The sequence below is a fragment of the Streptomyces sp. NPDC104381 genome (assembly GCF_055583745.1).
The window spans coordinates 798,161-823,782 of record NZ_JBVJNK010000004.1; the positions used below are offsets into that span (position 1 = coordinate 798,161).

The window sequence follows — 25,622 nt, forward strand, 5'->3', positions numbered from 1 at the left end:
CCTCCCGATCTCCCCCGACACCACTGGGACCGCGACCCATGACACAGCAGCAGACAGAGGGCGGCGACGTCCGTCTCACCGGGATCAGCAAGACCTACGGCTCCTTCACCGCAGTGCACCCGCTCGACCTGACCGTCCCGCAGGGCTCCTTCTTCGCGCTGCTCGGCGCGTCCGGCTGCGGCAAGACCACCACCCTGCGCATGATCGCCGGGCTGGAGGAGGCCACCACGGGCACCGTCTCGCTCGGCGGCCGCGACATCACGGACCTGCCCCCGTACAAACGGCCCGTCAACACCGTCTTCCAGAGCTACGCGCTCTTCCCGCACCTCGACGTCAGCGAGAACATCGCCTTCGGACTGCGACGGCGCGGCATCAAGTCCGTGAAGAAGCAGGTCGGGGAGATGCTGGACCTCGTCCAGCTCGGTGACTTCGCCCGGCGCAAGCCGCACCAGCTCTCCGGCGGCCAGCAGCAGCGCGTCGCCGTGGCCCGCGCGCTCATCAACCACCCGCAGGTCCTCCTCCTCGACGAGCCGCTGGGCGCCCTCGACCTCAAGCTGCGCCGCCAGATGCAGCTCGAACTCAAGCGGATCCAGACCGAGGTCGGCATCACGTTCGTCCACGTCACCCACGACCAGGAGGAGGCCATGACCATGGCCGACACCGTCGCGGTGATGAACGGCGGACGGGTCGAACAGCTCGGTGCCCCCGCCGACCTGTACGAGAACCCCCGGACCACCTTCGTGGCGAACTTCCTCGGCACCTCCAACCTCATCGAGGGCGAGATCGTCTCCACGGGCACGGACGTCGTCGTCTCGGCCGGCGGCGGGAAGCTCAGTCTGCCCGGCGGACGCTGTCCCTCCCCGGCGGAGAACGGGGGCAAGCTGCTCGTCGGCGTCCGGCCCGAGAAGATCTCCCTGACCCACACCGACGACGCCGCCGCGATACCCGACGGCCGCAACCGGGTCACCGGCCGCATCACCGACTCCAGCTTCATCGGCGTCTCCACGCAGTACGTCGTCGAGAGCCCCGCCGGCACGGCGCTCCAGGTCTACGAGCAGAACATCGAGCGCGACGGACGGCTCGTCCCCGGCGCCGACGTCGTCCTGCACTGGAACCCGGAGCACACCTTCGGGCTCGACGCCGCCCAGTCCATCGACGCGGGCGTCGCGGAAGGCATGGAGGACGCGGCGTGAGCGCGAGCGGGACCGGAGGAGGAAGCGGCGTCGGCGCGGGCGAGCCCCGTGGAGGCGGTGTAGGCGTGGCCGAGGCGCCACCGGTGCGCCCCGAGGAGGCCGAGGTCCGCAAGCCGTCCACCCGCAGGCGGCTCGTCCCCTACTGGCTGCTGCTCCCCGGCATCCTGTGGCTGCTCGTCTTCTTCGCGCTGCCGATGGTCTACCAGGCGTCGACCTCGGTGCAGACCGGATCGCTGGAGAAGGGCTTCGAGGTCACCTGGCACGTCCGCACGTACTGGGACGCCCTGGCCGACTACTACCCGCAGTTCATCCGCTCGCTGCTCTACGCAGGCACCGCCACACTCCTGTGCCTGCTGCTCGGCTACCCGCTCGCGTACCTGATCGCCTTCAAGGCGGGCCGCTGGCGCAACCTGGTGCTCGTGCTGGTCATCGCGCCGTTCTTCACCAGCTTCCTGATCCGGACGCTGGCCTGGAAGACGATCCTCGCGGACGGCGGCGCGGTCGTCGACGTGCTGCACACCCTGCACGTCCTGGACGTCACCTCCTGGCTCGGCTGGACCGAGAACAACCGGGTCCTGGCCACCCCCATGGCCGTCGTCTGCGGTCTGACGTACAACTTCCTCCCGTTCATGATCCTTCCGCTCTACACCTCGTTGGAGCGCATCGACGGCCGGCTGCACGAGGCCGCGGGCGATCTGTACGCCACACCCGCCACCACCTTCCGCACGGTGACCCTGCCGCTGTCCATGCCCGGAGTCGTCTCGGGCACCCTGCTGACGTTCATCCCCGCCAGCGGCGACTACGTCAACGCCGAACTCCTCGGCTCCACCGACACCAAGATGGTCGGCAGCGTCATCCAGACCCAGTTCCTGCGGGTCCTGGACTACCCGACGGCCGCCGCGCTCTCGTTCATCCTCATGGCGGTCGTCCTGCTCGTGGTCACCGTCTACATCCGCCGCTCCGGGACGGAGGACCTGGTCTGATGTCGGTACTCCGTACGCTCCGCAGGAACCTGGTCGTGATCGCGGGTCTGCTGACCCTGGCCTACATGATCCTGCCCAACGTCGTGGTGATGGTCTTCTCCTTCAACCGGCCCAAGGGACGCTTCAACTACGCCTGGCAGGAGTTCTCCCTCGACGCCTGGAAGGACCCCTGCGGCGTCGCCGACCTCTGCGGCTCGCTCTCCCTGTCGCTGCGGATCGCCGTCTGGGCGACCGTCGGCGCGACCGTGCTCGGCACGATGATCGCCTTCGCGCTGGTCCGCTACCGCTTCCGGGCGCGCGGCGCGATCAACTCGCTGATCTTCCTGCCGATGGCGATGCCCGAGGTCGTCATGGCGGCCTCGCTGCTCACGCTCTTCCTCAACATGGGCGCCGAACTCGGCTTCTGGACCGTCCTCATCGCCCACATCATGTTCTGCCTCAGCTTCGTGGTGACCGCCGTCAAGGCCCGGGTGATGTCGATGGACCCGAGGCTGGAGGAGGCAGCCCGCGACCTGTACGCGGGACCCTTCCAGACCTTCGTCCGGGTGACCCTCCCGATCGCCGCCCCGGGAATAGCCGCGGGGGCGCTGCTCGCCTTCGCGCTCTCCTTCGACGATTTCATCATCACCAATTTCAACGCGGGTTCCACGGTGACGTTCCCCATGTTCGTCTGGGGATCGGCGCAGCGTGGAACACCAGTACAGATCAACGTGATAGGCACGGCCATGTTCGTCATCGCCGTCACGATGGTGCTCGCCGGACAGTTCATCGCGAACCGGCGTAAGAGCAATGCGGGAAAGTAGAATCCGAAGGAGTTGGAAGCCATGGCCCCGGATGCCATGCGTAAGGCCGCACGATCACTCTCCGACGCCCGCCCCCTGGCCTACTGGCTGGACGATCCGGGAAAGCCGGGGGCCCTCCCCTCGCTGACCCGCGAGGAACGCTGCGATCTCCTGGTCGTCGGCGGCGGCTACAGCGGCCTGTGGACCGCTCTGATCGCCAAGGAACGCGACCCCGGGCGCGATGTCGTCCTCATCGAGGGCCACGAGGTGGGCTGGGCCGCCTCGGGCCGCAACGGCGGATTCTGCGCGGCCTCGCTCACCCACGGCCTGGCCAACGGCCTGGAGCGCTGGCCGGACGAGATCGGGAAACTGGAGGAGCTGGGCGCGCGGAACCTCGACGCCATCGAGGAGGCCGTCGCCCGCCACTCCCTCGACTGCGACTTCGAGCGCACCGGTGAGATCGACGTCGCCACGCAGCCCCACCAGCTGGAGGAGCTGCGGGAATGGCACCGCAGGACCGACGACCTCGGCCTCGGCGGGCTGGAATTCCTGGACCGCGACCGCATGCGCGCCGAAGTCGACTCGCCGACCTTCCTGGGCGGGCTGCTGGACCGGCACGGCGTCGCCATGCTGCACCCGGCGAAGCTCGCCTGGGGCCTGAAGGAGGCGTTGCTCGGCCTCGGCGTACGGATCTACGAGAACACCCGGGGCCTCGAACTCGTCCGGTCGGGCGCGGGCATGGCCGTGCGCACCCCGTACGGCAGGGTGTTCGCCCGCGACGTCGCCCTCGGGACGAACATCTTCCCGTCGCTGGTGAGGCGGGTGCGCCCGTACACGGTCCCGGTGTACGACTACGCCCTGATGACGGAGCCGCTGAGCGCGGACCAGCTCGCCTCGATCGGCTGGCGGAATCGTCAGGGACTGGGGGACAGTGCCAATCAGTTCCACTATTTCCGGCTCTCCTCCGACAACCGGATCCTGTGGGGCGGATACGACGCCGTATATCCGTACGGCGGCCGGCTGAATTCCGCGCTGGATCAGCGCCCGGAGACCTTCCTGAAACTCGCCGGGCAGTTCTTCGAGTGTTTTCCGCAGCTTTCCGGGGTGCGTTTCAGTCACGCCTGGGGCGGTGCGATCGACACCTGTTCGCGTTTCTCCGCATTCTTCGGTACGGCCCATCGTGGCCGGGTCGCGTACGCCGCCGGGTACACCGGTCTCGGCGTGGGGGCCACACGCTTCGGCGCGGAGGTCATGCTCGACCTGCTCGGCGGCCGGGAGACGGAGCGGACCGCGCTCGGCATGGTCCGCTCCAAGCCGATGCCCTTCCCGCCCGAGCCGTTCGCCTGGACCGGCATCGCGCTCACCAAGAGGTCCCTGGCCCGCGCGGACAGCCACGGCGGCCGCCGCGACCTCTGGCTGCGGACCATGGACCGGCTGGGTCTCGGCTTCGACAGCTGAACGCGGGCGGGGTGACCCACCTCACCACGGATCGGTGGCCGAACCCGCGTCATGATCCGGGCCCGGCCCTCTCTCTCCCGTACACGCACCGGCAGGACCCTGCCGGTGACCACGGGGAGAGGGAGGCAGTCCATGACCCGCACGGGGGCGGAAGCCGCGGTCGCTTGGCTCGTGTCGGTGGCGCCGGATCCGAGGGCCTGCCGACGGGAATGGGAGCGTGATCCCCAGGGGATGGCGCTCCTTCCCGCCGGGAAACGCTGGGACGTCCTGGTCGTCCCGGGGGAGCTGGGCTATCCCACGCTCGATGTGCTGACCCGGCTCCTCGACAGGCCGGGCCCCGTCCTCGCGGACTTCGGCGAGTCCCGGATGGGCTTCTTCGTGCCCCCGGGGACGGCGGCCCGCTGGGTCGGGACGGGGATCCGCGGGGTCGGTGCCGGGGCGTGGATCGTCGTCCCCCGGCCCGGCGGCACCGTGGGCGGCGTGCGATGGCTGATCCCGCCGGACGGCTCGGGCACGCTCACCGACGCGACCCTCCTGGAGCTCGCCCTGCACGAGGCCGCGGCGGCCAGGGGTACGCGTGAGGGCGGGGGGTGAGGCGCCGCCAGAGGTCTTGACAACCTGATTGGTCTGGACCATGTTGTGCACCACTCAATTCCCCCCTGCACGGAGGCTGTTGTGGAACGCACCGGATCCAGACCACCCGCCCGCCTCTCCCGGTCAGTGGCGGTCCTCTCGGCCGCCCTGCTCGCCGCCGGTGCCCTGGCCGCCACGGCACCGGCCGCCGGGGCGGCCGACGCCGACCTGGCACGCAACGGGGGATTCGAGGCGGGACTGGACGGCTGGAGCTGTACCGGCGGCAGCGGCACGGCCGTCAGCACGCCCGTGCACAGCGGGACCTCGGCGCTGAAGGCGACACCGGCGGGCAGCGACAACGCCCGCTGCTCCCAGACCGTCACGGTGAAGCCCGACTCCGCCTACACGCTGAGCGCGTGGGTGCGGGGCGACTACGTCTACCTCGGGGCGTCCGGCACCGGGACGACGGACGTCTCCACCTGGACCCAGTCCGCCGGGGCGTACAAGCAGCTCACCACCAGCTTCAGGACCGGCCCCTCGACCACGTCGGTGACGGTGTACACGCACGGCTGGTACGGCACCCCCGCCTACTACGCCGACGACCTCACCCTGACCGGACCCGGCGGCGACCCGGTCGCCGTCCCCGCCGCCCCCACCGGGCTGCGGGCCGGCACGGCCACCGCGTCCTCCGTCCCGCTGTCCTGGACCGCGTCCGCCGGAGCCACCGGCTACCGGGTCTACCGCGGCGGTACGAAGGTCCTGGACACCACCGGCACCTCGGCCACCGTGACCGGGCTCTCCGCGTCGTCCGCGTACAGCTTCCAGGTCAGCGCCGTCAACGCGGCGGGGGAGTCGGCGAAGTCGGCGGCCGTGAGCGCCACCACGGCGGCCACGGGCGGCGGCGGGGGCGGCGACGCCGGCCTCCCGGCCCACGCCCTGGTCGGCTATCTGCACTCCAGCTTCGCCAACGGCTCCGGCTACACGCGGATGGCCGACGTCCCCGACTCGTGGGACGTCATCAACCTCGCCTTCGGCGAGCCGACGTCCGTGACCTCCGGCGACATCCGCTTCTCGCTCTGCCCCGTCGCGGAGTGCCCGGGCGTGGAGACCGAGGCGGAGTTCAAGGCCGCCATCAAGGCCAAGCAGGCCGCCGGCAAGAAGGTCCTGATCTCCATCGGCGGCCAGAACGGGCAGGTGCAGCTGGCCTCCACCGCCGCCCGCGACACCTTCGTCTCCTCCGTCAGCAAGATCATCGACACCTACGGGCTCGACGGCCTGGACATCGACTTCGAGGGCCACTCCCTCTCGCTCGCCACGGGTGACACCGACTTCCGCAGCCCCACGACCCCGGTGATCGTGAACCTGATCTCCGCCGTGAAGACCCTCAAGGCCAAGTACGGCGACGACTTCGTCCTCACCATGGCCCCCGAGACCTTCTTCGTGCAGCTCGGCTACCAGTACTACGGCTCCGGCCCCTGGGGCGGCCAGGACCCGCGCGCCGGTGCCTATCTGCCCGTCATCCACGCCCTGCGTGACGACCTCACCCTGCTGCACGTCCAGGACTACAACTCGGGCTCGATCATGGGTCTGGACAACCAGTACCACTCCATGGGCGGCGCCGACTTCCACATCGCCATGACCGACATGCTGCTCACCGGCTTCCCCGTCGCGGGCGACCAGACCAAGGTCTTCCCCGCCCTCCGTCCCGAGCAGGTCGCCTTCGGTCTCCCGGCCTCCACGCAGGCGGGCAACGGACACACCTCACCGGCCGAGGTCACCAAGGCGCTGAACTGCCTGACGAAGAAGACCGACTGCGGCAGCTACCAGACGCACGGCACCTGGTCCGGACTGCGCGGGCTGATGACCTGGTCGATCAACTGGGACCGCTTCAACAACTGGGAGTTCTCGAAGAACTTCGACGCCTACTTCGGCGGCTGACCGCTCCTCGTGCCCGCCCGCAGGGCGAGCAGCAGCACCCCGCTCAGGCACCAGCCGGCCACCACGTCCAGCGGCCAGTGGTAGCCGCGCAGCACCAGACCGACGCTCGTCGCCGCCGTCAGCAGGACGGCGGCGACGAGCGTCATCCATGACCGCCTGAGATACGGCGCCAGCAGCAGCGCCGCGGCCCCGTAGGCCACCATCGCCGTGGTGGTGTGTCCCGACGGGTAGTAGCCCGTCGCCTCCGTCAGCGGTCCCTGACGGTCCGTCCACAGCTTGAGCGGGACGACGAGCGCCGGAACGGCGGCCATGGTCAGGACGGCGTACACCGCCGATCGCCTGGCCCCCCGGAACCACGCGACGAGGACCGCGCAGGCCAGCACGGGAACGGCGACCTGCATGTTGCCGAGATCGGCGAACAGGTCCGCGAGCGACGCGGGGCCGCGCCCCGCCAGCTCCAGGCCGAGCCGCTCGTCGGGATCCAGCAGCGGGCCGTCGGCCAGCACCTGCCAGGTGATCACGAGGAAGAGCGCCAGCAGCGCACCGGCCACGGGAACGAGAAGAACCGGCCACCGGGGAACAGGGGGGATTGTTCCGAGGTGGCCGGTCGGATCGGTTTGCCGCGCGCCCCGGGGGGTGTGGGGCGAGCGGCCATCCGATCGGTGAGGAGTCCCGGAGCGCGAAGCCCCAGCGGTGTGCGCGATGGCACGGCCGGTACGACGCTGGGGGAGCGCCGGCCCGGCATCACCCGCAGTCCCCTGCGGGCGGGGTGTTTCTCTCATCTGGGAAAACCGTACGTCAGAGGAAGGAGGCACCGGAAGGCACAACGGTATCCCGCCATCGCCCCCGCACACCTTCTTCACACGCCCTCACCCGGGAGCCGGTTCCCGCCGTCGTGGAGGGCGCCCGGCGCCCGGGTGATTCGTACGTGTCAGAGCCGCGTGAACGCCTGCTCGATGATGTCCAGGCCCTCGTTCAGCAGGTCCTCGCCGATGACGAGCGGCGGCAGGAAGCGCAGGACGTTGCCGTAGGTGCCACAGGTCAGCACCAGCAGCCCCTCGGCGTGGCAGGCCTTGGCGAGCGCTCCGGCGGCGGCCGCGTCGGGCTCCTTGGTGCCCGGCTTCACCAGCTCGATCGCGATCATCGCGCCGCGGCCGCGGATGTCCCCGATGGCGTCCCCGTTCGGCAGCTTCGACTGCATCTCGGCGAGGCGGCCCTTCATGGCCTCCTCGATGCGCTTCGCCTTCCCGTTCAGGTCCAGCTCGCGCATCGTCTCGATGGCGCCGAGCGCACCCGCGCAGGCCACCGGGTTGCCGCCGTACGTCCCGCCGAGGCCGCCGGCGTGGGCGGCGTCCATGATCTCGGCGCGGCCGGTCACCGCGGAGAGCGGCAGACCGCCCGCGATGCCCTTGGCCGTGGTGATCAGGTCCGGGACGATGCCCTCGTCCTCGCAGGCGAACCACTGGCCGGTGCGGCAGAAGCCGGACTGGATCTCGTCCGCGACGAAGACAATGCCGTTGTCCTTCGCGAACCGCGCGATCGCCGGCAGGAAGCCCTTGGCCGGCTCGATGAAACCGCCCTCGCCGAGGACCGGCTCGATGATGATCGCGGCGACGTTCTCCGCGCCGATCTGCTTGGTGATCTCGTCGATGGCCTGCGCGGACGCCTCGGCGCCGGCGTTCTCGGCACCGGTCGGCCAGCGGTAGCCGTACGCCACCGGCACGCGGTAGACCTCGGGCGCGAACGGACCGAAGCCCTGCTTGTACGGCATGTTCTTCGCCGTCATGCCCATCGTGAGGTTGGTGCGGCCGTGGTAGCCGTGGTCGAAGACGACCACCGCGGTGCGCTTGGTGTACGAACGGGCGATCTTGACGGCGTTCTCGACGGCCTCGGCGCCCGAGTTGAACAGCGCCGACTTCTTGGCGTGGTCGCCCGGCGTCAGCTCGGCGAGCTGCTCACAGACCTCGACGTACCCCTCGTACGGCGTGACCATGAAACAGGTGTGGGTGAAGTCGGCGAGCTGCGCCGACGCACGGCGCACGACCGCCTCGGCCGAGGCGCCCACCGAGGTCACGGCGATGCCGGAACCGAAGTCGATCAGCCGGTTGCCGTCCACGTCCTCGATGATTCCGCCGCCCGCCCGGGCGGTGAAGACCGGCAGCGTGGAACCCACACCTGCGGCGACCGCCGCGACACGGCGGGCCTGCAGCTCCGCCGACTTCGGGCCGGGGATGGCGGTGACGAGGCGGCGCTCCTGCGGGATGTCGGACATGCGGGGCTCCTGGGGGTGTTTCGGACGCTTCTGTTTCTGCAGGCTAGGGGCGGGTGCGGGCAGCGGTCATGCTCCGATCGGGAGTGATGGGGGCGTGTCCTTGTCCGTGGCGGACAGGTGGCCGGGACGGGACGCCGGACGGCTCCCCGCCGGGCCGTACGGCCGCATGGCTGAACTCCCCGCGCACGGGCACTAGATTGGCCGGTGCAGAAGGCGGACCTGGCTGGTCAGGGGGCAGCGGTTCATGGACACCGAAGGCACGTACGACGCACGGGGCACGGGCGCGGACCGGGTGCCCCGGCCCGCGGGCCCGCCGGCCGCGGCACCGCCGCCCCCCCCGTACGCCCCGCACCAGCGGCGCCCGCCGGCGGCGGACGCCGGGGTCGAGGAGTGGCTGCGCACCCCGCGCCCCGTCCGGGAACCGGGCGTGTGGCGCTACGGGCACGTCCCGCGCCCGCCCGAGAAGCCCGAAGGGGTCTCCGACCGCTCGCTGCTGGTCGGGGTGCTCATCTCGCTGCTCAGCGGACTGCTCCTGTGGTCCCTCTGGCGCAACGGGTACATCCCGTACCGGCTCGTCCCGCTGAAGCTGTTCACCCCGGGCGACTGGTGGTACGCCGGTACGTTCGGCGGGCCCCGGACCATCGAGGGCGCCGACGCCCTCACCGTCTACGAGGCCGTCCTCTTCGGGCTCCTGGTCTACGGCTGCGGGCGCCTGGGCAACTGGTCCGAGATCTTCCGGCGTCACGTCGCCGGCCGGGGACAGCCCTTCCTGGGGCTGGCCACCGCCGCCGGAGGGGCCCTGGCCGAGCTCCTCGTGTGGAAGGACGCCGTGCCGCTCGTCCGGCCCGTCCTGATCCTCGTCGCCTCGGTCGCGGGCGGCGAGATCTACCAGAGCCAGACCGTCGTCAACGTGATCTACGCGCTGATCGCCCTCGGCGTGCTCTGGCCGTTCGCCCGCCTCGGCCACTGGCGCGCACTGCTCGCGGACCGGCTCGGGAAGAGCGCCTCCCGCGCGCCCCAGGCCCCCTCCGCGCCCCCGGAGGCCCCCGGCCCCGAGCAGTGGCCCGAGCTCCGCGCCACCGGGCTGACGGACGCCGCCGAGGCCCTCACCGCCGCAGTGCGCACCGGCCGCATGAACGACGTCGACGTCGCCCGTCTGCGCCACGCCTGGTCCGTCGGCCGGGCAGACCCGGAGCGCCGGGCGGCGCTCACGGAGGCCGTCCTGCGCACCGGAGGCGCCGCCGCGCTCCACCCCTCGGGCGCCCGCGACCTGCCGCACCGCACGGCCCAACACGACCTGCTGACCGGACAGGTCCGGATCGGCAGCTGCGCCGACGACCCCCACAACCCGTACGCCCGGCGCGGTTCGGGGCTCGCCCTGGAACCCGCGCTGCTGGGCACCTCGCTGCTGGCGGTCGGCCCGCCGGGAGCGGGGAAGTCCGCCCGGCTGGTACGGCCGGTCGTCGAGTCCCTCGCCCTCCAGGCACTCGCCGGCCGGGCCGCGGTGCTCGCCGTCGGCGGCGCGGGCGGCGAGCTCGGCCCGGACGACGCGTTCGACGTGGTGGTGCGCATCGGAGACCCGGCCTCCGCCCACGACTTCGACCTCTACGGAGGGACGACCGACCCCGACGAGGCCGCGAGCGTGCTCGCCGAGGGGCTGGTCGGCGACGTGACCCACCTGGACAGCAGGCGCGCCGCCACCGTGCTCGCCCAGCTGATCGGCCCCTACCGCACCGTCCACGGTCACTTCCCCGGCGTGCCCGTCCTGCGGGAACTCCTGGACGGCGACCTCGCCGCGATCGACGCGCTCCGGGAGGCGCTCGCCGCCGGCGGCCACCAGGCCATGCTGCGCGAGCTGGACGCCCGCACCCGGCAGAAGGGCGGAGCCGGGGACCCCGGGCCGGTGCTCGCCGACCGGATCGCGCTCCTCGACCGTCCCGCCTTCGCGCCGTTCTTCGCCACCGGCGCGGGGGCCCGGCCCTTCTCGCTGCGGTCCCTGGAGCACCTGCCGCTCCGGGTCAGGATCGACCTGCCGGAGCGGGCGCACGCCGAGGCGTCGCGGCTGCTCACCCGGCTCGTCCTCGCCCAGTTCACGGCGATCGCCGCCGCCCGCGCCGACCGGTCGCTCTTCGTCTGCCTGGTCCTGGACGACGCCACGCACACCGTCACCCCGGAGACCGTCCGGGGCGTCCGCCGGCTGCGGTCGGTCAACGCCGGCGCGCTCCTGACCCTGCGCACCGTCGACGACGTCCCCGAGGGCCTGCACACCGCGCTGCTCGGCGCGGTCGGCTGTTGCATGGCCTTCAGCGGGGTCACCACCTGGGACGGCAAGCGCTTCGCCGAGGCCTGGGGCAAGGAGTGGGTGGAGACCCGCGAGGTCGCCCAGCACGCGGTCTTCGCCGACCAGCCGTTCACCCGCGCCCTGCACGGGCTGCGCAAGCTCGTCACCGGCAAGGCCGTGACCAGGGACGCCGTGACCGTGCGGCGCGTCGAGCGGGAGCGCTGGTCCGCGTCCGAGCTGGCGTACCAGCTGCCGGCGGGCCACGCGGTCCTGTCGCTGACGACGGTGGACGGCGAGCACGCCCCCCCGCTCCTGGTCGAGCTGAGTGGCTGACCGCGAGGTTACGGGGACCCTGCCGCCCTGGCAGAATTGACCCCGGCCGCCTGTACGGGGCGGCGCATTCGAGCCGTTCACGCGGGGCGGCCCCACCAGGGCGTCCGCACGGGCGGCGCCATCGACTCCGGAGGTCCGGCGGTCCCATGCCTCCCACTCTCGCCTCGCTCGTCCAGCACTCGGCGCTCAAGCTCACCGTCCGGGCCGGGGCCGACCGGCTCGGCACGCCCGTGCGCTGGGCGCACGCCAGCGAGCTGGCCGACCCCGTCCCGTACATGGACGGCGGCGAACTGCTCCTCGTCACCGCGACCAACCTCGACGCCCGGGACCCGGCGACGATGCGCCGGTACGTACAGCGGCTGGCCGGCGCCGGGGTCGCGGGGCTCGGCTTCGCCGTCGGTGTCACGTACGACGAGATCCCGCCGGCGCTGGTGGACGCGGCCGAGGAGGTTGGCCTGCCGCTCCTGGAGGTGCCCAGACGCACGCCCTTCCTCGCCATCAGCAAGGCGGTGTCCGCGGCCATCGCCGCCGACCAGTACCGCTCGGTCACGGCCGGCTTCGACGCCCAGCGGGAGCTGACCCGCGCCGCCGTCGCCGGGGACGGCCCCGCCGGGCTGCTCACCCGCCTCGCCGCACACATCGACGGATGGGCCGCCCTGTACGACTCCTCGGGCGCCGTCGTCGCCGCCGCGCCCGACTGGGCCGCCCGCCGCGCCGCCCGGCTCACCCCCGAGGTGGAACGGCTGCGGGACCGCTCCGCCCCGGCCAGCGTGGTCGTCGGGGACAGCGAGGGGGACGACCGGGTCGAGCTCCAGTCGCTGGGCACCGGCCGCCGCAGCCGCGGCGCGCTGGCCGTCGGCACGGGGGCGGCGCTCGGCACGGCCGAGCGCTACGCGGTGCACTCCGCGGTGGCTCTGCTGACCCTCACCACGGCCCGCTCCCGCGCGCTCCACGGCGCGGAGCAGCGCCTCGGCGCCGCGATCCTGCGCATGCTGCTGGCGGGGGAGTCCGACCACGCCCGGGCCGTCGCCGGCGATCTGTACGGCGGGCTGCTCGACGCCCCCTTCCGGCTCCTGATCGCCGAGTCGGCGGTGCCCGCCGGGACGGACCTGCTCGCCGAGTCGATGGAGGCCGCCGCCTCCCGGTCCGGCGAGAGCCTGCTGATGGTCCCCGAGGGCGAACGCCTCGTGGTGCTGGCCGCGGACGGCGGCGAGGCGGCCCGGGCGGGCGCCGCCCATGCCCGGGCCGCGGACGACCGGCCGGCGCGCGAGACGGGTGAGGGCGACGCCGACGTGGTCGTCGGCATGTCGGCGCCGTCCGGCCCGATCGCCGTCTCCGCCGCGTACAAACAGGCCGAACAGGCCCTCTCCGTCGCGCGCCGCCGGGGCAGGACCATGGTCGAGCACGAGGAGCTCGCGGCCGGCTCCGTCCTGCCGCTCCTCGCCGACGACGCCGTACGGGCCTTCGCCGACGGGATGCTGCGGCCGCTCCAGGAACACGACGCGAAGGGGCGCGGTGACCTGGTGGCCTCCCTGCGGGCCTGGCTCTCCCGGCACGGCCAGTGGGACGCCGCCGCCGCGGACCTGGGCGTCCACCGCCACACCCTGCGGTACCGGATGCGCCGGGTCGAGGAGATCCTGGGCCGCTCGCTGGACGACCCGGACGTCCGGATGGAGCTCTGGCTGGCCCTCAAGGCGACGGCCGCCTCCTCGGGGACGCAGTAGCCCGTCCGGCTGCGACAATCCGGCGTACCCGGCCACCGCTCCACTCCACGGTGGACAAGCCTCATCCGCGCCGGATCGCCCTACGGTGGGGCCGGAGGGCGCCCTCGCGCGCCCGGCGAACGTCGTACACCACCCCCCGAAGGGCCGGAACCGCCATGACTTCCACCCACGCCTTCTGGCTGGCAGGCCGCCCGGCCACCGGCGAGGACAGCTTCGACGTCACCAACCCCTGGGACGGCCGCACCGTCGGCACGGTCGCCGTGCCGACCGACGCCCAGGTCGAGGAGGCCGTGGCGGCCGCGTACGCCGTGCGCGAGGAGTTCGCGGCGACCCCGGCGCACGTACGGGCCGCCGCCCTCGACCACGTCGTACGCCGCCTCACCGAGCGCACCGAGGAGATCGCCCAGCTGATCTCCGCCGAGAACGGCAAGCCGATCAAGTGGGCCCGCGGCGAGGTCGGCCGCGCCGTCTCCGTCTTCCGGTTCGCCGCCGAGGAGGCCCGCCGCTTCAACGGGGGCGAGGCCCAGCGGCTGGACACGGACGCCGGCGGGACCGGCCGTCTCGGACTGACCCGGCGCTTCCCGCGCGGCCCCGTCCTCGGTATCGCGCCCTTCAACTTCCCGCTCAACCTGAGCGCCCACAAGGTCGCCCCGGCCATCGCCGTCGGCGCCCCGATCATCCTGAAGCCGGCTCCGGCCACCCCGATCTCGTCCCTGATCCTGGGCGAGCTGCTGGCCGAGACGGACCTCCCGGCCGGCTCCTGGTCGGTGCTGACCGTGCCCAACGACAAGATGCCCGCCCTGGTCCAGGACGAGCGGCTGCCGGTGATCTCCTTCACGGGCTCAGGCCCGGTCGGCTACGCGATCATGGAGTCGGTGCCGCGCAAGCACTGCACCCTGGAGCTGGGCGGCAACGGCGCCGCGATCGTCCTCGCCGACTGGTCCTCCGACGAGGACCTGGACCGGGCCGCGGGCCGCATCGCGACCTTCTCCAACTACCAGGGCGGCCAGTCCTGCATCTCGGTGCAGCGCGTGATCGCCGACGCCTCGGTGTACGACCGGCTCGTCCCGAAGATCGTGGCCGCCGTCGAGGCCCTGGTGACCGGCGACCCCTCCGACGCGGCCACCGACGTCGGCCCGCTGGTCAGCGAGGACGCCGCCCGCCGCGTCGAGTCCTGGGTCGACGAGGCCGTCGGCGCCGGAGCCACCCTGCTGACCGGCGGCAAGCGCGACGGCGCCACGTACGCCCCGACGGTCCTCGCCGACCTCCCCGCCACCACGACGATCGCCTGCGAGGAGGTCTTCGGGCCGGTCCTGTACGTCCAGAGGACCGAGGGCGAGGCGGAGGCCTTCGCCGCCGCCAACGACTCCAAGTACGGGCTGCAGGCGGGCGTCTTCACCCACGACCTCCAGACCGCCTTCCGCGCGCACCGCGCCCTGGAGGTGGGCGGCGTGGTCATCGGCGACGTGCCCTCCTACCGCGCCGACCAGATGCCGTACGGCGGCGCCAAGCAGTCCGGGGTGGGCCGCGAGGGCGTGCGCTACGCCATGGACGACTACACCTACGAGCGGGTGCTGGTCCTCACCGGCCTGGCCCTGTAGCCCGGACACCCGCGACGGACCGGCCGGAGCCCGCTGTGCGGGGGCTCCGGCCGTTTCCGTACCCGCCGGGAGCCTCCCGCAGGGTGGTGGGGGCGACGCAGATCGGGTAGATACGGACGAGTGGTACCGATCGGCACGCGTACGGCCCGACCCCTACCCCGACTCGCGGCGAGGTGAGCTCCTCATGTCCGCCCCATCCGACATCCCCCAGGCCCCCAAGGTCACCGAGCGCGAAGCGCGGCAGGTGGCCGAGGCCGCCCGTGAACAGGACTGGCGCAAGCCCAGCTTCGCCAAGGAACTCTTCCTCGGACGCTTCCGGCTGGACCTGATCCACCCCCACCCCCTGCCGGCCCCCGACGACGTACGGCGCGGCGAGGCCTTCCTCGCCCGGCTGCGCGAGTTCTGCGAGACGCACGTCGACGGCGCCCTGATCGAGCGCGAGGCCAGGATCCCCGACGAGGTCATCGACGGCCTCAAGGAGCTCGGCGCCCTCGGCATGAAGATCGAGACCAGGTACGGCGGTCTCGGGCTGACCCAGGTCTACTACAACAAGGCGCTCGCGCTGGCCGGTTCGGCGAGCCCTTCCATCGGCGCGCTGCTCTCCGCCCACCAGTCGATCGGCGTACCGCAGCCGCTGAAGATGTTCGGCACCCAGGAGCAGAAGGACACCTTCCTGCCGCGCCTCGCGCGGACGGACATCTCCGCCTTCCTCCTCACCGAACCCGACGTCGGCTCCGACCCGGCACGCCTGGCGACCACGGCCGTGCCCGAAGGTGAGAACTACGTCCTGGACGGGGTGAAGCTCTGGACGACCAACGGCGTCGTCGCCGACCTGCTCGTCGTCATGGCGCGCGTGCCGGAGTCCGAGGGCCACAAGGGCGGTATCACCGCCTTCGTCGTCGAGGCCGATTCCCCGGGCATCACCGTGGAGCACCGCAACTCCTTCATGGGGCTGCGCGGCATCGAGAACGGCGTCACCCGCTTCCACCAGGTCCGGGTGCCGGCGGCCAACCGCATCGGCCCCGAGGGCGCGGGACTCAAGATCGCCCTCACCACGCTCAACACCGGCCGCCTCTCGCTGCCCGCCATGTGCGTCGGCGTCGGGAAGTGGTCCCTGAAGATCGCCCGGGAGTGGTCGGCGGTCCGCGAGCAGTGGGGCAGGCCCGTCGCCCGGCACGAGGCGGTGGGCTCGAAGATCTCCTTCATCGCGGCCACCACCTTCGCCCTGGAAGCGGTCGTGGACCTCTCCTCGCAGATGGCCGACGAGAGCCGCAACGACATCCGCATCGAGGCCGCGCTCGCCAAGCTGTACGGCTCCGAGATGGGCTGGCTGATCTCCGACGAGCTCGTCCAGATCCGCGGCGGACGCGGCTTCGAGACCGCCGCCTCGCTCGCCGCCCGAGGCGAACGCGCCGTCCCCGCCGAGCAGATGCTCCGCGACATGCGGATCAACCGGATCTTCGAGGGCTCCACGGAGATCATGCACCTGCTCATCGCCCGTGAGGCCGTCGACGCCCACCTCAAGGTCGCGGGCGACATCATCGACCCCGACAAGGCACTCGGCGACAAGGCGAGGGCGGGTGCCAACGCCGCCGGGTTCTACGCACGCTGGCTCCCCAAGCTGGTCAGCGGGCCCGGGCAACTGCCCAACTCCTACGGAGAGTTCCGGGTCCCCGGCCACCCCGACCTCTCCGCCCACCTGCGGTACGTCGAGCGCGCGTCCCGCAAGCTGGCCCGCTCCACCTTCTACGCGATGTCCCGCTGGCAGGGCCGCATGGAGACCAAGCAGGGCTTCCTCGGCCGGATCGTCGACATCGGCGCCGAACTCTTCGCGATGAGCGCCGCGTGCGTCCGCGCCGAGCACCTGCGGGCGGACGACGACCACGGCCGCGAGGCGTACCAGCTCGCCGACGTGTTCTGCCGGCAGTCCCGCATCCGGGTGGAGGAGCTCTTCAACCGGCTGTGGTCCAACACCGACGACATCGACAGGCGCGTCGTCGACGGAGTCCTCTCCGGGACCTACACCTGGCTGGAGGAGGGGGTCATCGACCCCAGCGGCGACGGTCCCTGGATCGCCGACGCCACCCCCGGCCCGGCCACCGGGGAGAACGTCCACCGCCCCATCCGCTGAACCCGGCACCTCCCGCGGGGCGCGTCCACTGCCTGGACGCGCCCCGCGGGCACGCCCGCCACAAGGCAAAATGGACGCCCGTGACCGTCATCGACATCCCCGGCTCCAAGTCCGTCACCGCCCGCGCGCTGTTCCTCGCCGCCGCCGCGGACGGCACCACCACCCTCCTGCGGCCCCTGCACTCGGACGACACCGAGGGGTTCACCGAGGGACTGACCCGCCTCGGTTACGGGGTCAGCCGCGAGCCGGACCGATGGCACATCGAGGGCCGCCCCTCGGGACCCGCCACGAAGGACGCCGACGTCCACTGCCGCGACGGGGCGACCACCGCGCGGTTCCTGCCCACGCTCGCCGCCGCCGCGGCCTCCGGCACGTACCGCTTCGACGCCTCCGCGCAGATGCGCCGCCGCCCCCTCGCACCCCTCACCGAGGCACTCCGCGCCCTCGGCGTCGACCTGCGCCACGAGGGGGCGGAGGGCCACCACCCGCTCACCGTCGAGGCGTCCGGCGTCAAGGGCGGCGAACTGACCCTCGACGCGGGGGAGTCGTCCCAGTACCTCACCGCCCTGCTGATGCTCGGACCGCTCACCGCCGAAGGCCTGCGGATCGACGTCACGGAGCTGGTCTCGGCGCCGTACATCGAGATCACCCTCGCGATGATGCGCAGCTTCGGCGTCGAGGTCGTCCGGGAGGGGAACACCTTCACCGTCCCGCCCGGCGGCTACCGCGCCACCACGTACGCCGTCGAGCCCGACGCCTCCACCGCCTCGTACTTCTTCGCCGCCGCGGCCCTCACCGGCCGCGAGGTCACCGTCCCCGGGCTGGGCACCGGCGCGCTCCAGGGCGACCTGCGCTTCACCGACGTGCTGCGCCGGATGGGCGCCGAGGTCACCACCACGGCGGATTCCACCACCGTCCGCTCCGACGGCCGGCTCTCCGGTCTCACGGTCAACATGCGTGACATCTCCGACACCATGCCGACCCTCGCCGCCATCGCGCCGTACGCCACCTCGCCCGTCCGGATCGAGGACGTCGCCAACACCCGGGTGAAGGAGTGCGACCGGCTGGAGGCCTGCGCGGAGAACCTCCGGAGGATGGGGATCACCGTGCACACCGGGCCCGACCTGATCGAGATCCACCCCGGCACCCCGCGGCCCACCGAGATCGTCACCCACGGCGACCACCGCATCGTGATGTCCTTCGCCGTCGCGGGACTGCGCACGCCCGGCATGAGCTACGACGACCCCGGCTGCGTACGGAAGACGTTCCCCCGGTTCCACGAGGAGTTCGCCGGCTTCGTGGCGAGGACCGCACAGCCCTGAGAACCGCGCCGAAAAGCCCGTGCGCCCCGCGGGGAGGCGCACTACGGTCGCCCGCATGATGTCCCGCGACGCCGTCCTGTCCGTCCTCGCGCTGCTGCGCGGGGCCGGAGCCGATGTGGTCATCGCCGGAGGGTGGGGAGTCGACGCCCTGCTCGGTGAGGAGACCCGTGTCCACCGCGACCTCGACCTCCTGCACCGGCGTGAGCAGGAGGGCGCCGTCGTGGCGGCGCTGGAGGCCGCCGGCTACACCGAGACCCTGGACCTGCGCCCCGTCCGCTTCGTGCTGAGCCACCCCACCGGGCTCGACATCGACCTGCACCCGCTGGAGTTCGCCGCCGACGGGTCGGCCGTCCAGTCCTCGCCCGACCCCGCGGAGCCCTTCCGCTACCCGGCGGCCTGCTTCGTCACGGGCACCATCGGCACGGCCACGGTGCGCTGCGTCTCCGCCGAGCGGCAGGCGCTGTTCCACCGGGGCTACGAACCGGCCGGCCACGATGTGGCGGACATGCGGCGGCTGCGGGAGAAGTTCGGCATCGATACGCACTTCTGACCCCCGGATGCCGCACAATCGAGCCTCGGCCGCGAGCGGGACACGGATCCCGGCGGGTCAACACGAGACAGGGGCAGGGATGTTCGGGGTGTACGGGGCGGGCGGCCGGCGGGGCGTCGTGGCGGCGGGATGCGTGGTGGCGGCCCTCATGGGCCTCACCGGATGCGGTGGCGGGGACGAAGGCGACGGCAAGGGCGGCGCCGGGAAGAGCCCCGCCCCCTCGCGCCCGGCGGCGGCGTCCGGGGCGCTCACCGAGGCGGAGCTCACCGCCGCGGCCCTCACCGACGGGGAGCGGGCCGGTGACCTGACCGCGTCCGAGTACACCCTGGACGGGCCGCTCGGGGACGCCTACACCGCCGACCCCGTCGTCTGCCAGCCGCTCGTCAGCCTCGCCGGTGACGTCAGCGGCCACGCGCCGGTCGCCCAGGTGCAGCGCAAGGCCGACAAGCCCGAGGAGATGCTCGGGGTCACCGTGGACATCACCCTGCGCTCGTACGCCGGGGACGAGGCCACCGAGGTCATGGCGTCACTGGCACGGGCCGGCCGGGAGTGCGCCGGGGGCCTCACGGAGGAACGGGCCGTCGCCCGCGCCCGGTACGAGAAGGTCGAACCCGCGGATCCGCCCGCCTTCGCCGACGAGGCCGACGAGGCGAAGGCCTTCCGCTTCACCGTCCTCGACGTGAAGGGGAAGCTGAAGCTGTACGAGTACCTCACCGTCCTGCGCTCCGGCTCCACCACCCTCGCCTTCCGCGGCGAGATCCTCGGAACCCAGGACATCGGCGGGGTCCCCGAGGACGTCATGGCCGCCCAGTGGAAGAAATTCCGTGCCGCGCGGGCCTGAGGCGCGCGCCGACAGGGGCGCGCTGTCACGACACACAGCGGATGCGGCAACAATGGGGGCCATGAGCGACAGCCCCGCACCCCTCGCCGATCCTCATCTCGTCTTCGACGCCACGGACGGCCGCCGGGATCTGGTGATCCTCGGCTCCACCGGGTCCATCGGTACCCAGGCCATCGACCTGGTCCTGCGCAACCCCGCACGCTTCCGCGTCACCGCGCTCTCCGCCGCGGGCGGCAGGGTCGAGCTCCTCGCCGAGCAGGCGCGGCAGCTGCGCGTGCGCACGGTCGCGGTGGCCGACGGGGACAAGGTGCCGGCGCTCACCGAGGCGCTGCGGAAGGTCTACGGGGCGGGCGAGCCGCTCCCCGAGATCCTGGCCGGCCCCGACGCCGCCACGGACCTCGCCGCGAGCGACTGCCACACCGTGCTCAACGGGATCACCGGCTCGATCGGCCTCGCCCCCACGCTCGCCGCGCTGAAGGCGGGCCGCACGCTCGCCCTGGCGAACAAGGAGTCGCTGATCGTCGGCGGCCCGCTGGTGAAGGCGCTGGCGGCCCCCGGCCAGATCATCCCGGTCGACTCCGAGCACGCCGCGCTCTTCCAGGCCCTCGCCGCCGGCAAGCGCGCCGACGTACGCAAGCTCGTCGTGACCGCGTCCGGCGGCCCGTTCCGCGGGCGTACGCGCGCCGAGCTCGCCGACGTCACGCGGGAGCAGGCCCTGGCGCACCCGACCTGGGCCATGGGACCGGTCATCACGGTCAACTCCGCGACCCTGGTCAACAAGGGGCTGGAGGTCATCGAGGCGCACCTGCTCTACGACATCCCGTTCGACCGGATCGAGGTCGTGGTCCACCCCCAGTCGTACGTGCACTCGATGGTGGAGTTCACCGACGGCTCGACCCTCGCGCAGGCCACCCCGCCCGACATGGGCGGCCCCATCGCCATCGGTCTCGGCTGGCCCGAGCGGGTCCCGGACGCGGCCCCCGCGTTCGACTGGACGAAGGCCTCCAGCTGGGAGTTCTTCCCGCTCGACACCGAGGCGTTCCCGTCCGTCGGGCTCGCCCGGCACGTGGGCGGCCTGGGCGGCACGGCCCCCGCCGTGTTCAACGCGGCCAACGAGGAGTGCGTGGACGCCTTCCTCGCGGGACGGCTGCCCTTCAACGGCATCATGGATACGGTCACAGCCGTGGTCGCCGAACACGGCACCCCCGCCACGGGAACTTCACTGACGGTCGCGGACGTCCTGGAAGCGGAGACCTGGGCCCGGTCCAGGGCCCGCGAACTCTCGGCGGCAGCGACAGCGGAGGCGCACGTATGAGCACGACGACGATCCTGATGACGATCCTCGGTATCGCCGTCTTCGCCGTGGGGCTGCTGTTCTCGATCGCCTGGCACGAGCTGGGCCACCTCTCGACGGCCAAGCTCTTCGGCATCAGGGTGCCGCAGTACATGGTCGGCTTCGGCCCGACCATCTGGTCGCGCAGGAAGGGCGACACCGAGTACGGCATCAAGGCCATCCCCGCGGGCGGCTACATCCGCATGATCGGCATGTTCCCGCCGGGACCCGACGGCCGGATCGAGGCGCGCTCCACCTCACCGTGGCGCGGCATGATCGAGGACGCCAGGTCGGCCGCCTTCGAGGAGCTGGAGCCGGGCGACGAGACGCGCCTCTTCTACACGCGCAAGCCGTGGAAGCGCGTCATCGTGATGTTCGCCGGACCCTTCATGAACCTGGTCCTGGCCGTCGCGATCTTCATGGGCGTGGCCATGACCTTCGGCTTCCAGACCCAGACCACCGAGGTCGCGGGCGTCCAGCAGTGCGTGATCGACCAGAGCGAGGACCGCGACTCCTGCAAGGCGTCCGACCCGGTCTCGCCCGCCAAGGCGGCGGGCCTGGAGAAGGGCGACACGATCGTCGCCTTCAACGGCCGGAAGATCGACGACTGGGCCACCCTCTCGGACCGGATCCGGCAGACGATCGGCCCGGCCACGATCACCGTGGAGCGCGACGGCCAGGAGCAGACCCTGAGCGCCGTGCTCAAGAAGAACGCCGTCGCCAAGAAGGACGCCGACGGCGAGGTCGTGACCGGAGAGTTCGTCGAGGCCGGCTACCTCGGCTTCGCCGCGAAGACGGAGATCCTCCCGCTGTCCTTCGGCGACTCGGTCGTCCGCATGGGCGACATGATCGAGAACGGTGTCGACTCGATCATCGCGCTGCCCTCCAAGATCCCCGACCTGTGGAACGCGGCGTTCGGCGACGGCGAGCGCGCCGACGACTCACCGGTCGGTGTGGTCGGCGCGGCCCGGATCGGCGGCGAGGTGATGAACCTCGACGTCCCGGCCCAGAACCAGATCGCGATGATGCTGTTCCTGCTGGCCGGCTTCAACCTCTCGCTGTTCCTGTTCAACATGCTGCCGCTGCTCCCGCTGGACGGCGGGCACATCGCGGGCGCGCTCTGGGAGGCCCTGCGCCGCAATCTGGCCAAGGTCTTCAGGCGGCCCGACCCCGGCCCGTTCGACGTGGCGAAGCTCATGCCCGTCGCCTACGTGGTCGCGGGGATCTTCATCTGCTTCACGCTGTTGGTGCTGGTCGCCGACATCGTGAACCCGGTGAAGATCACCTGACGCCTCACACGTCCCAGAGGTGGCGGCCGGTCACACGGGTGGTGTACGGCCGCCGCCCATCCGGAGGTTCGTCGGCACGGGTGCGCCCCGTTCCCGTCCGGTGCCGTAACCTCGAAGCCTGGAGCCCGCCGTTCTCGGGACCTCGATCCACACTGATCCACACCTTGGGGATGCTCAGCGCATGACTGCGATTTCTCTCGGAATGCCGGCCGTTCCGACCAAGCTCGCCGACCGACGGGTCAGCCGCCAGATCCAGGTCGGCTCGGTGGCGGTCGGCGGGGACGCACCGGTGTCGGTGCAGTCGATGACGACGACGCGTACGTCGGACATCGGTGCGACGCTGCAGCAGATCGCGGAGCTGACGGCGTCGGGCTGTCAGATCGTGCGGGTGGCGTGCCCGACCCAGGACGACGCGGACGCGCTCGCGACGATCGCGAGGAAATCGCAGATCCCGGTGATCGCGGACATCCACTTCCAGCCGAAGTACGTCTTCGCGGCCATCGACGCGGGCTGCGCGGCGGTCCGGGTGAACCCGGGCAACATCAAGCAGTTCGACGACAAGGTCAAGGAGATCGCGAAGGCCGCGGGCGACGCGGGCACCCCGATCCGTATCGGGGTGAACGCGGGCTCGCTGGACGCGCGGCTGCTGAAGAAGTACGGCAAGGCCACGCCGGAGGCGCTGGTGGAGTCGGCGCTGTGGGAGGCGTCGCTGTTCGAGGAGCACGGCTTCCGCGACATCAAGATCTCGGTGAAGCACAACGACCCGGTCGTGATGGTGAACGCCTACCGTCAGCTGGCCGCGCAGTCGGACTACCCGCTGCACCTGGGTGTGACCGAGGCCGGTCCGGCGTTCCAGGGCACCATCAAGTCCGCCGTGGCCTTCGGCGCGCTGCTCTCCGAGGGCATCGGGGACACCATCCGGGTCTCGCTGTCGGCTCCGCCGGCGGAGGAGGTCAAGGTGGGCCTGCAGATCCTGGAGGCGCTGAACCTGAAGCAGCGGCGTCTGGAGATCGTCTCGTGCCCGTCGTGCGGGCGTGCGCAGGTCGACGTGTACAAGCTCGCCGACCAGGTCAGCGCGGGTCTGGAGGGCATGGAGGTCCCGCTGCGGGTCGCGGTGATGGGCTGTGTCGTCAACGGTCCGGGTGAGGCCCGTGAGGCCGACCTGGGTGTGGCGTCGGGCAACGGCAAGGGCCAGATCTTCGTGAAGGGCGAGGTCATCAAGACCGTCCCGGAGTCGAAGATCGTCGAGACCCTCATCGAGGAAGCCATGAAGATCGCCGAGCAGATGGAGAAGGACGGGATCGCCTCGGGCGAACCCCAGGTCTCGATCGCCGGCTGACCTCCCGCCGCAGCTGTATCCGTGCCCCGCAGGCCCTGTCCTGCGGGGCACAGCCGCGTTCCGCCGCCCCCCGGCCTTCTGCTCCGGGGCAGCACCCCACAGCCGTGTCGGTTACAGTGCGGACATCGAGTAGACCGTTTGGTGAGGCCCCAGTGTTGACGCAGACCACTACCCGGGTCCTCGACCCCGGCGAGCTCCCCGCCGCGCTCGCCATCCTGGAGAGCGCCCCCGTCGAGAACGCCTTCGTCACGTCCCGCGTCCAGATCGCCGGGCTCGATCCCTGGCGGCTCGGCGGCGAGATGTGGGGCTGGTACGCCGACGGCCGGCTGCGCTCCCTCTGCTACTCCGGGGCCAACCTCGTACCCATCTGCGCCACCCCCGAGGCCGTCAGGGCCTTCGCCGACCGCGCCCGGCGGGCCGGCCGCCGCTGCTCCTCGATCGTCGGCCCCGCAGGCCCCACGGCCCAGCTCTGGCGCCTCCTCGAACCGAGCTGGGGTCCCGCCAGGGAGGTGCGGCCCAACCAGCCGCTCATGGTCACCGACCGCCCCTCGGCCGACGTGGCGCCCGACCCGCTCGTGCGCCGGGTCCGCAAGGAGGAGATGGACGTCCTCATGCCGGCCTGCGTCGCCATGTTCACCGAGGAGGTCGGCGTCTCCCCGCTGGCCGGCGACGGCGGACTCCTCTACCAGGCGCGGGTCGCCGAGCTGATCACCACCGGCCGGTCCTTCGCACGCATAGAGGACGGCAAGGTCCTCTTCAAGGCCGAGATCGGCGCCGCCACCCCCCACGCCTGCCAGATCCAGGGAGTCTGGGTCGCCCCCGAGGCCCGCGGCCGCGGCCTCTCCGAGACGGGCATGGCCGCCGTCCTGCGCCAGGCGCTCAGCGATGTGGCACCCGTCGTCAGCCTCTACGTGAACGACTACAACACCCCCGCGCGCAGGGCCTACAGCCGCGTCGGCTTCCGCGAGACGGGCGCCTTCATGAGCGTGCTGTTCTGAGACCGTCCGAGCGCGCTGTTCTGGCCGGACGGCACGGCCAGTAGGGTTCCCCGCATGGCAGCAGCAATCCCCGCGTCCCCCCGGGGCTCCGGGACCCCCGACATCGTGGTCGGACCGCTCGACCTCGCCGACCGCGTGGACGAGGCCCTCGCCGTGCAGGCCCTCGCCTTCGGCCTCAGCCAGGACGAGATCGACGTACGCCGCCACATCGTCCTGCGGCACCTCGACGACCCCCGGGCACGCGCCCTCGGCGCCACCGCCGCCGACGGACGGCTCGTCGGATTCGTCTACGGACTGCCGAACAGCCGGACGCACTGGTGGTCCACCGTCGTCGAGCCCTACCTCCGCGCCACCGGCTCCGACGGCTGGCTCGACGACTCGTTCGTGATCACCGAACTCCACGTCCACCCGGGGTTCCAGCAGCGCGGCATCGGCCGCAGCCTGATCACCACCATCACGGACGCCGTCGGCCTGCCCCGGTCCATCCTCTCCGCGATCGACACCGAGAGCCCGGCCCGCGGCCTCTACCGCGCTCTGGGCTACCAGGACCTGGCCCGCCAGGTGCTCTTCCCCAGCGCCCCCAAGCCGTACGCGGTGATGGGCGCGCCCCTCCCGCTGCGCCGGGGCTGAGACCGGCCCGCCCACGAATCGATTTCCGCCCGCGCGGGCCCCCCGGCTAAC

Annotated in this window: 20 protein-coding genes; 18 read left to right on the top strand and 2 right to left on the bottom strand. The window is 72.0% G+C overall.

Going from position 1 to position 25,622, the window contains the following annotated elements; genetic code table 11:
- Window positions 1–38: 38 nt before the first annotated feature.
- The 6 genes from ACZ607_RS17410 (at window position 39) to ACZ607_RS17435 (ending at window position 6,927) form a co-directional block, all read left to right on the top strand.
- Window positions 39–1,193 (top strand): ABC transporter ATP-binding protein, encoded by a 1,155-nt coding sequence (locus ACZ607_RS17410; protein ID WP_469735515.1) that lies wholly within the window; start codon window positions 39–41, stop codon window positions 1,191–1,193.
- 65 nt (window positions 1,194–1,258) lie between these two features.
- Entirely contained in the window at window positions 1,259–2,176 is a 918-nt protein-coding gene (locus ACZ607_RS17415; protein WP_469735516.1) for an ABC transporter permease, read from the top strand.
- Window positions 2,176–2,979, top strand: a complete 804-nt coding sequence (locus tag ACZ607_RS17420) for an ABC transporter permease (protein ID WP_469735517.1) — start codon at window positions 2,176–2,178, stop codon at window positions 2,977–2,979. Before ACZ607_RS17415 ends, ACZ607_RS17420 begins: the two co-directional genes overlap by 1 nt.
- 21 nt (window positions 2,980–3,000) lie before the next feature.
- Window positions 3,001–4,416 (top strand): NAD(P)/FAD-dependent oxidoreductase, encoded by a 1,416-nt coding sequence (locus ACZ607_RS17425; RefSeq protein ID WP_469735518.1) that lies wholly within the window; start codon window positions 3,001–3,003, stop codon window positions 4,414–4,416.
- Between the two features lie 132 nt (window positions 4,417–4,548).
- Window positions 4,549–5,010 carry a hypothetical protein gene (locus ACZ607_RS17430; RefSeq protein ID WP_469735519.1) on the top strand — a complete coding sequence of 154 codons (462 nt, stop codon included), beginning with the start codon at window positions 4,549–4,551 and terminating at the stop codon, window positions 5,008–5,010.
- Between the two features lie 81 nt (window positions 5,011–5,091).
- A complete protein-coding gene (locus ACZ607_RS17435) occupies window positions 5,092–6,927 on the top strand; it encodes a chitinase (protein WP_469735520.1) in 1,836 nt (611 codons plus the stop codon).
- Here the strand turns inward: ACZ607_RS17435 and ACZ607_RS17440 are convergent.
- A complete protein-coding gene (locus ACZ607_RS17440; RefSeq protein WP_469735521.1) occupies window positions 6,912–7,478 on the bottom strand; it encodes a phosphatase PAP2 family protein in 567 nt (188 codons plus the stop codon). The genes ACZ607_RS17435 and ACZ607_RS17440 overlap by 16 nt on opposite strands.
- A 380-nt stretch (window positions 7,479–7,858) precedes the next feature.
- The gene (gene gabT, locus ACZ607_RS17445; protein ID WP_469735522.1) at window positions 7,859–9,199 is read right to left on the bottom strand and encodes a 4-aminobutyrate--2-oxoglutarate transaminase; all 1,341 of its coding nucleotides are present in this window, start codon (window positions 9,197–9,199) and stop codon (window positions 7,859–7,861) included.
- 244 nt (window positions 9,200–9,443) lie between these two features.
- On the opposite strand from gabT, the gene ACZ607_RS17450 reads away from it, so the two are divergent.
- The 12 genes from ACZ607_RS17450 (at window position 9,444) to ACZ607_RS17505 (ending at window position 25,571) form a co-directional block, all read left to right on the top strand.
- Complete coding sequence (locus tag ACZ607_RS17450; RefSeq protein ID WP_469735523.1) at window positions 9,444–11,813, top strand: ATP/GTP-binding protein; 2,370 nt, start codon at window positions 9,444–9,446, stop codon at window positions 11,811–11,813.
- A gap of 146 nt (window positions 11,814–11,959) precedes the next feature.
- Entirely contained in the window at window positions 11,960–13,537 is a 1,578-nt protein-coding gene (locus ACZ607_RS17455; protein WP_469735524.1) for a PucR family transcriptional regulator, read from the top strand.
- Between the two features lie 155 nt (window positions 13,538–13,692).
- Window positions 13,693–15,138 (top strand): aldehyde dehydrogenase family protein, encoded by a 1,446-nt coding sequence (locus ACZ607_RS17460; RefSeq protein ID WP_469735525.1) that lies wholly within the window; start codon window positions 13,693–13,695, stop codon window positions 15,136–15,138.
- A gap of 184 nt (window positions 15,139–15,322) precedes the next feature.
- Entirely contained in the window at window positions 15,323–17,269 is a 1,947-nt protein-coding gene (locus tag ACZ607_RS17465) for an acyl-CoA dehydrogenase family protein (protein ID WP_469735526.1), read from the top strand.
- 80 nt (window positions 17,270–17,349) lie between these two features.
- The gene (gene aroA, locus ACZ607_RS17470) at window positions 17,350–18,591 is read left to right on the top strand and encodes a 3-phosphoshikimate 1-carboxyvinyltransferase (protein ID WP_469735527.1); all 1,242 of its coding nucleotides are present in this window, start codon (window positions 17,350–17,352) and stop codon (window positions 18,589–18,591) included.
- A gap of 55 nt (window positions 18,592–18,646) precedes the next feature.
- On the top strand, window positions 18,647–19,141 hold the full coding sequence (locus ACZ607_RS17475; RefSeq protein ID WP_469735528.1) for a nucleotidyltransferase domain-containing protein: 495 nt from the start codon (window positions 18,647–18,649) through the stop codon (window positions 19,139–19,141).
- 79 nt (window positions 19,142–19,220) lie between these two features.
- Complete coding sequence (locus tag ACZ607_RS17480; RefSeq protein WP_469735529.1) at window positions 19,221–19,982, top strand: hypothetical protein; 762 nt, start codon at window positions 19,221–19,223, stop codon at window positions 19,980–19,982.
- A gap of 61 nt (window positions 19,983–20,043) precedes the next feature.
- Window positions 20,044–21,297 (top strand): 1-deoxy-D-xylulose-5-phosphate reductoisomerase, encoded by a 1,254-nt coding sequence (gene dxr / locus ACZ607_RS17485; RefSeq protein WP_469735530.1) that lies wholly within the window; start codon window positions 20,044–20,046, stop codon window positions 21,295–21,297.
- Window positions 21,294–22,604, top strand: a complete 1,311-nt coding sequence (locus tag ACZ607_RS17490) for a M50 family metallopeptidase (protein ID WP_469735531.1) — start codon at window positions 21,294–21,296, stop codon at window positions 22,602–22,604. The genes dxr and ACZ607_RS17490 overlap by 4 nt, the downstream gene beginning before the upstream one ends.
- A gap of 181 nt (window positions 22,605–22,785) precedes the next feature.
- Window positions 22,786–23,943 (top strand): flavodoxin-dependent (E)-4-hydroxy-3-methylbut-2-enyl-diphosphate synthase, encoded by a 1,158-nt coding sequence (gene ispG / locus ACZ607_RS17495; RefSeq protein ID WP_129265737.1) that lies wholly within the window; start codon window positions 22,786–22,788, stop codon window positions 23,941–23,943.
- A 152-nt stretch (window positions 23,944–24,095) separates the two neighbouring features.
- Window positions 24,096–24,941, top strand: coding sequence for a GNAT family N-acetyltransferase (locus tag ACZ607_RS17500; protein WP_469735532.1), 846 nt, complete (start codon window positions 24,096–24,098; stop codon window positions 24,939–24,941).
- 54 nt (window positions 24,942–24,995) lie between these two features.
- Window positions 24,996–25,571: a GNAT family N-acetyltransferase gene (locus ACZ607_RS17505; RefSeq protein ID WP_382707991.1), complete on the top strand. Its 576-nt coding sequence runs from the start codon at window positions 24,996–24,998 to the stop codon at window positions 25,569–25,571.
- Window positions 25,572–25,622: the final 51 nt, after the last annotated feature.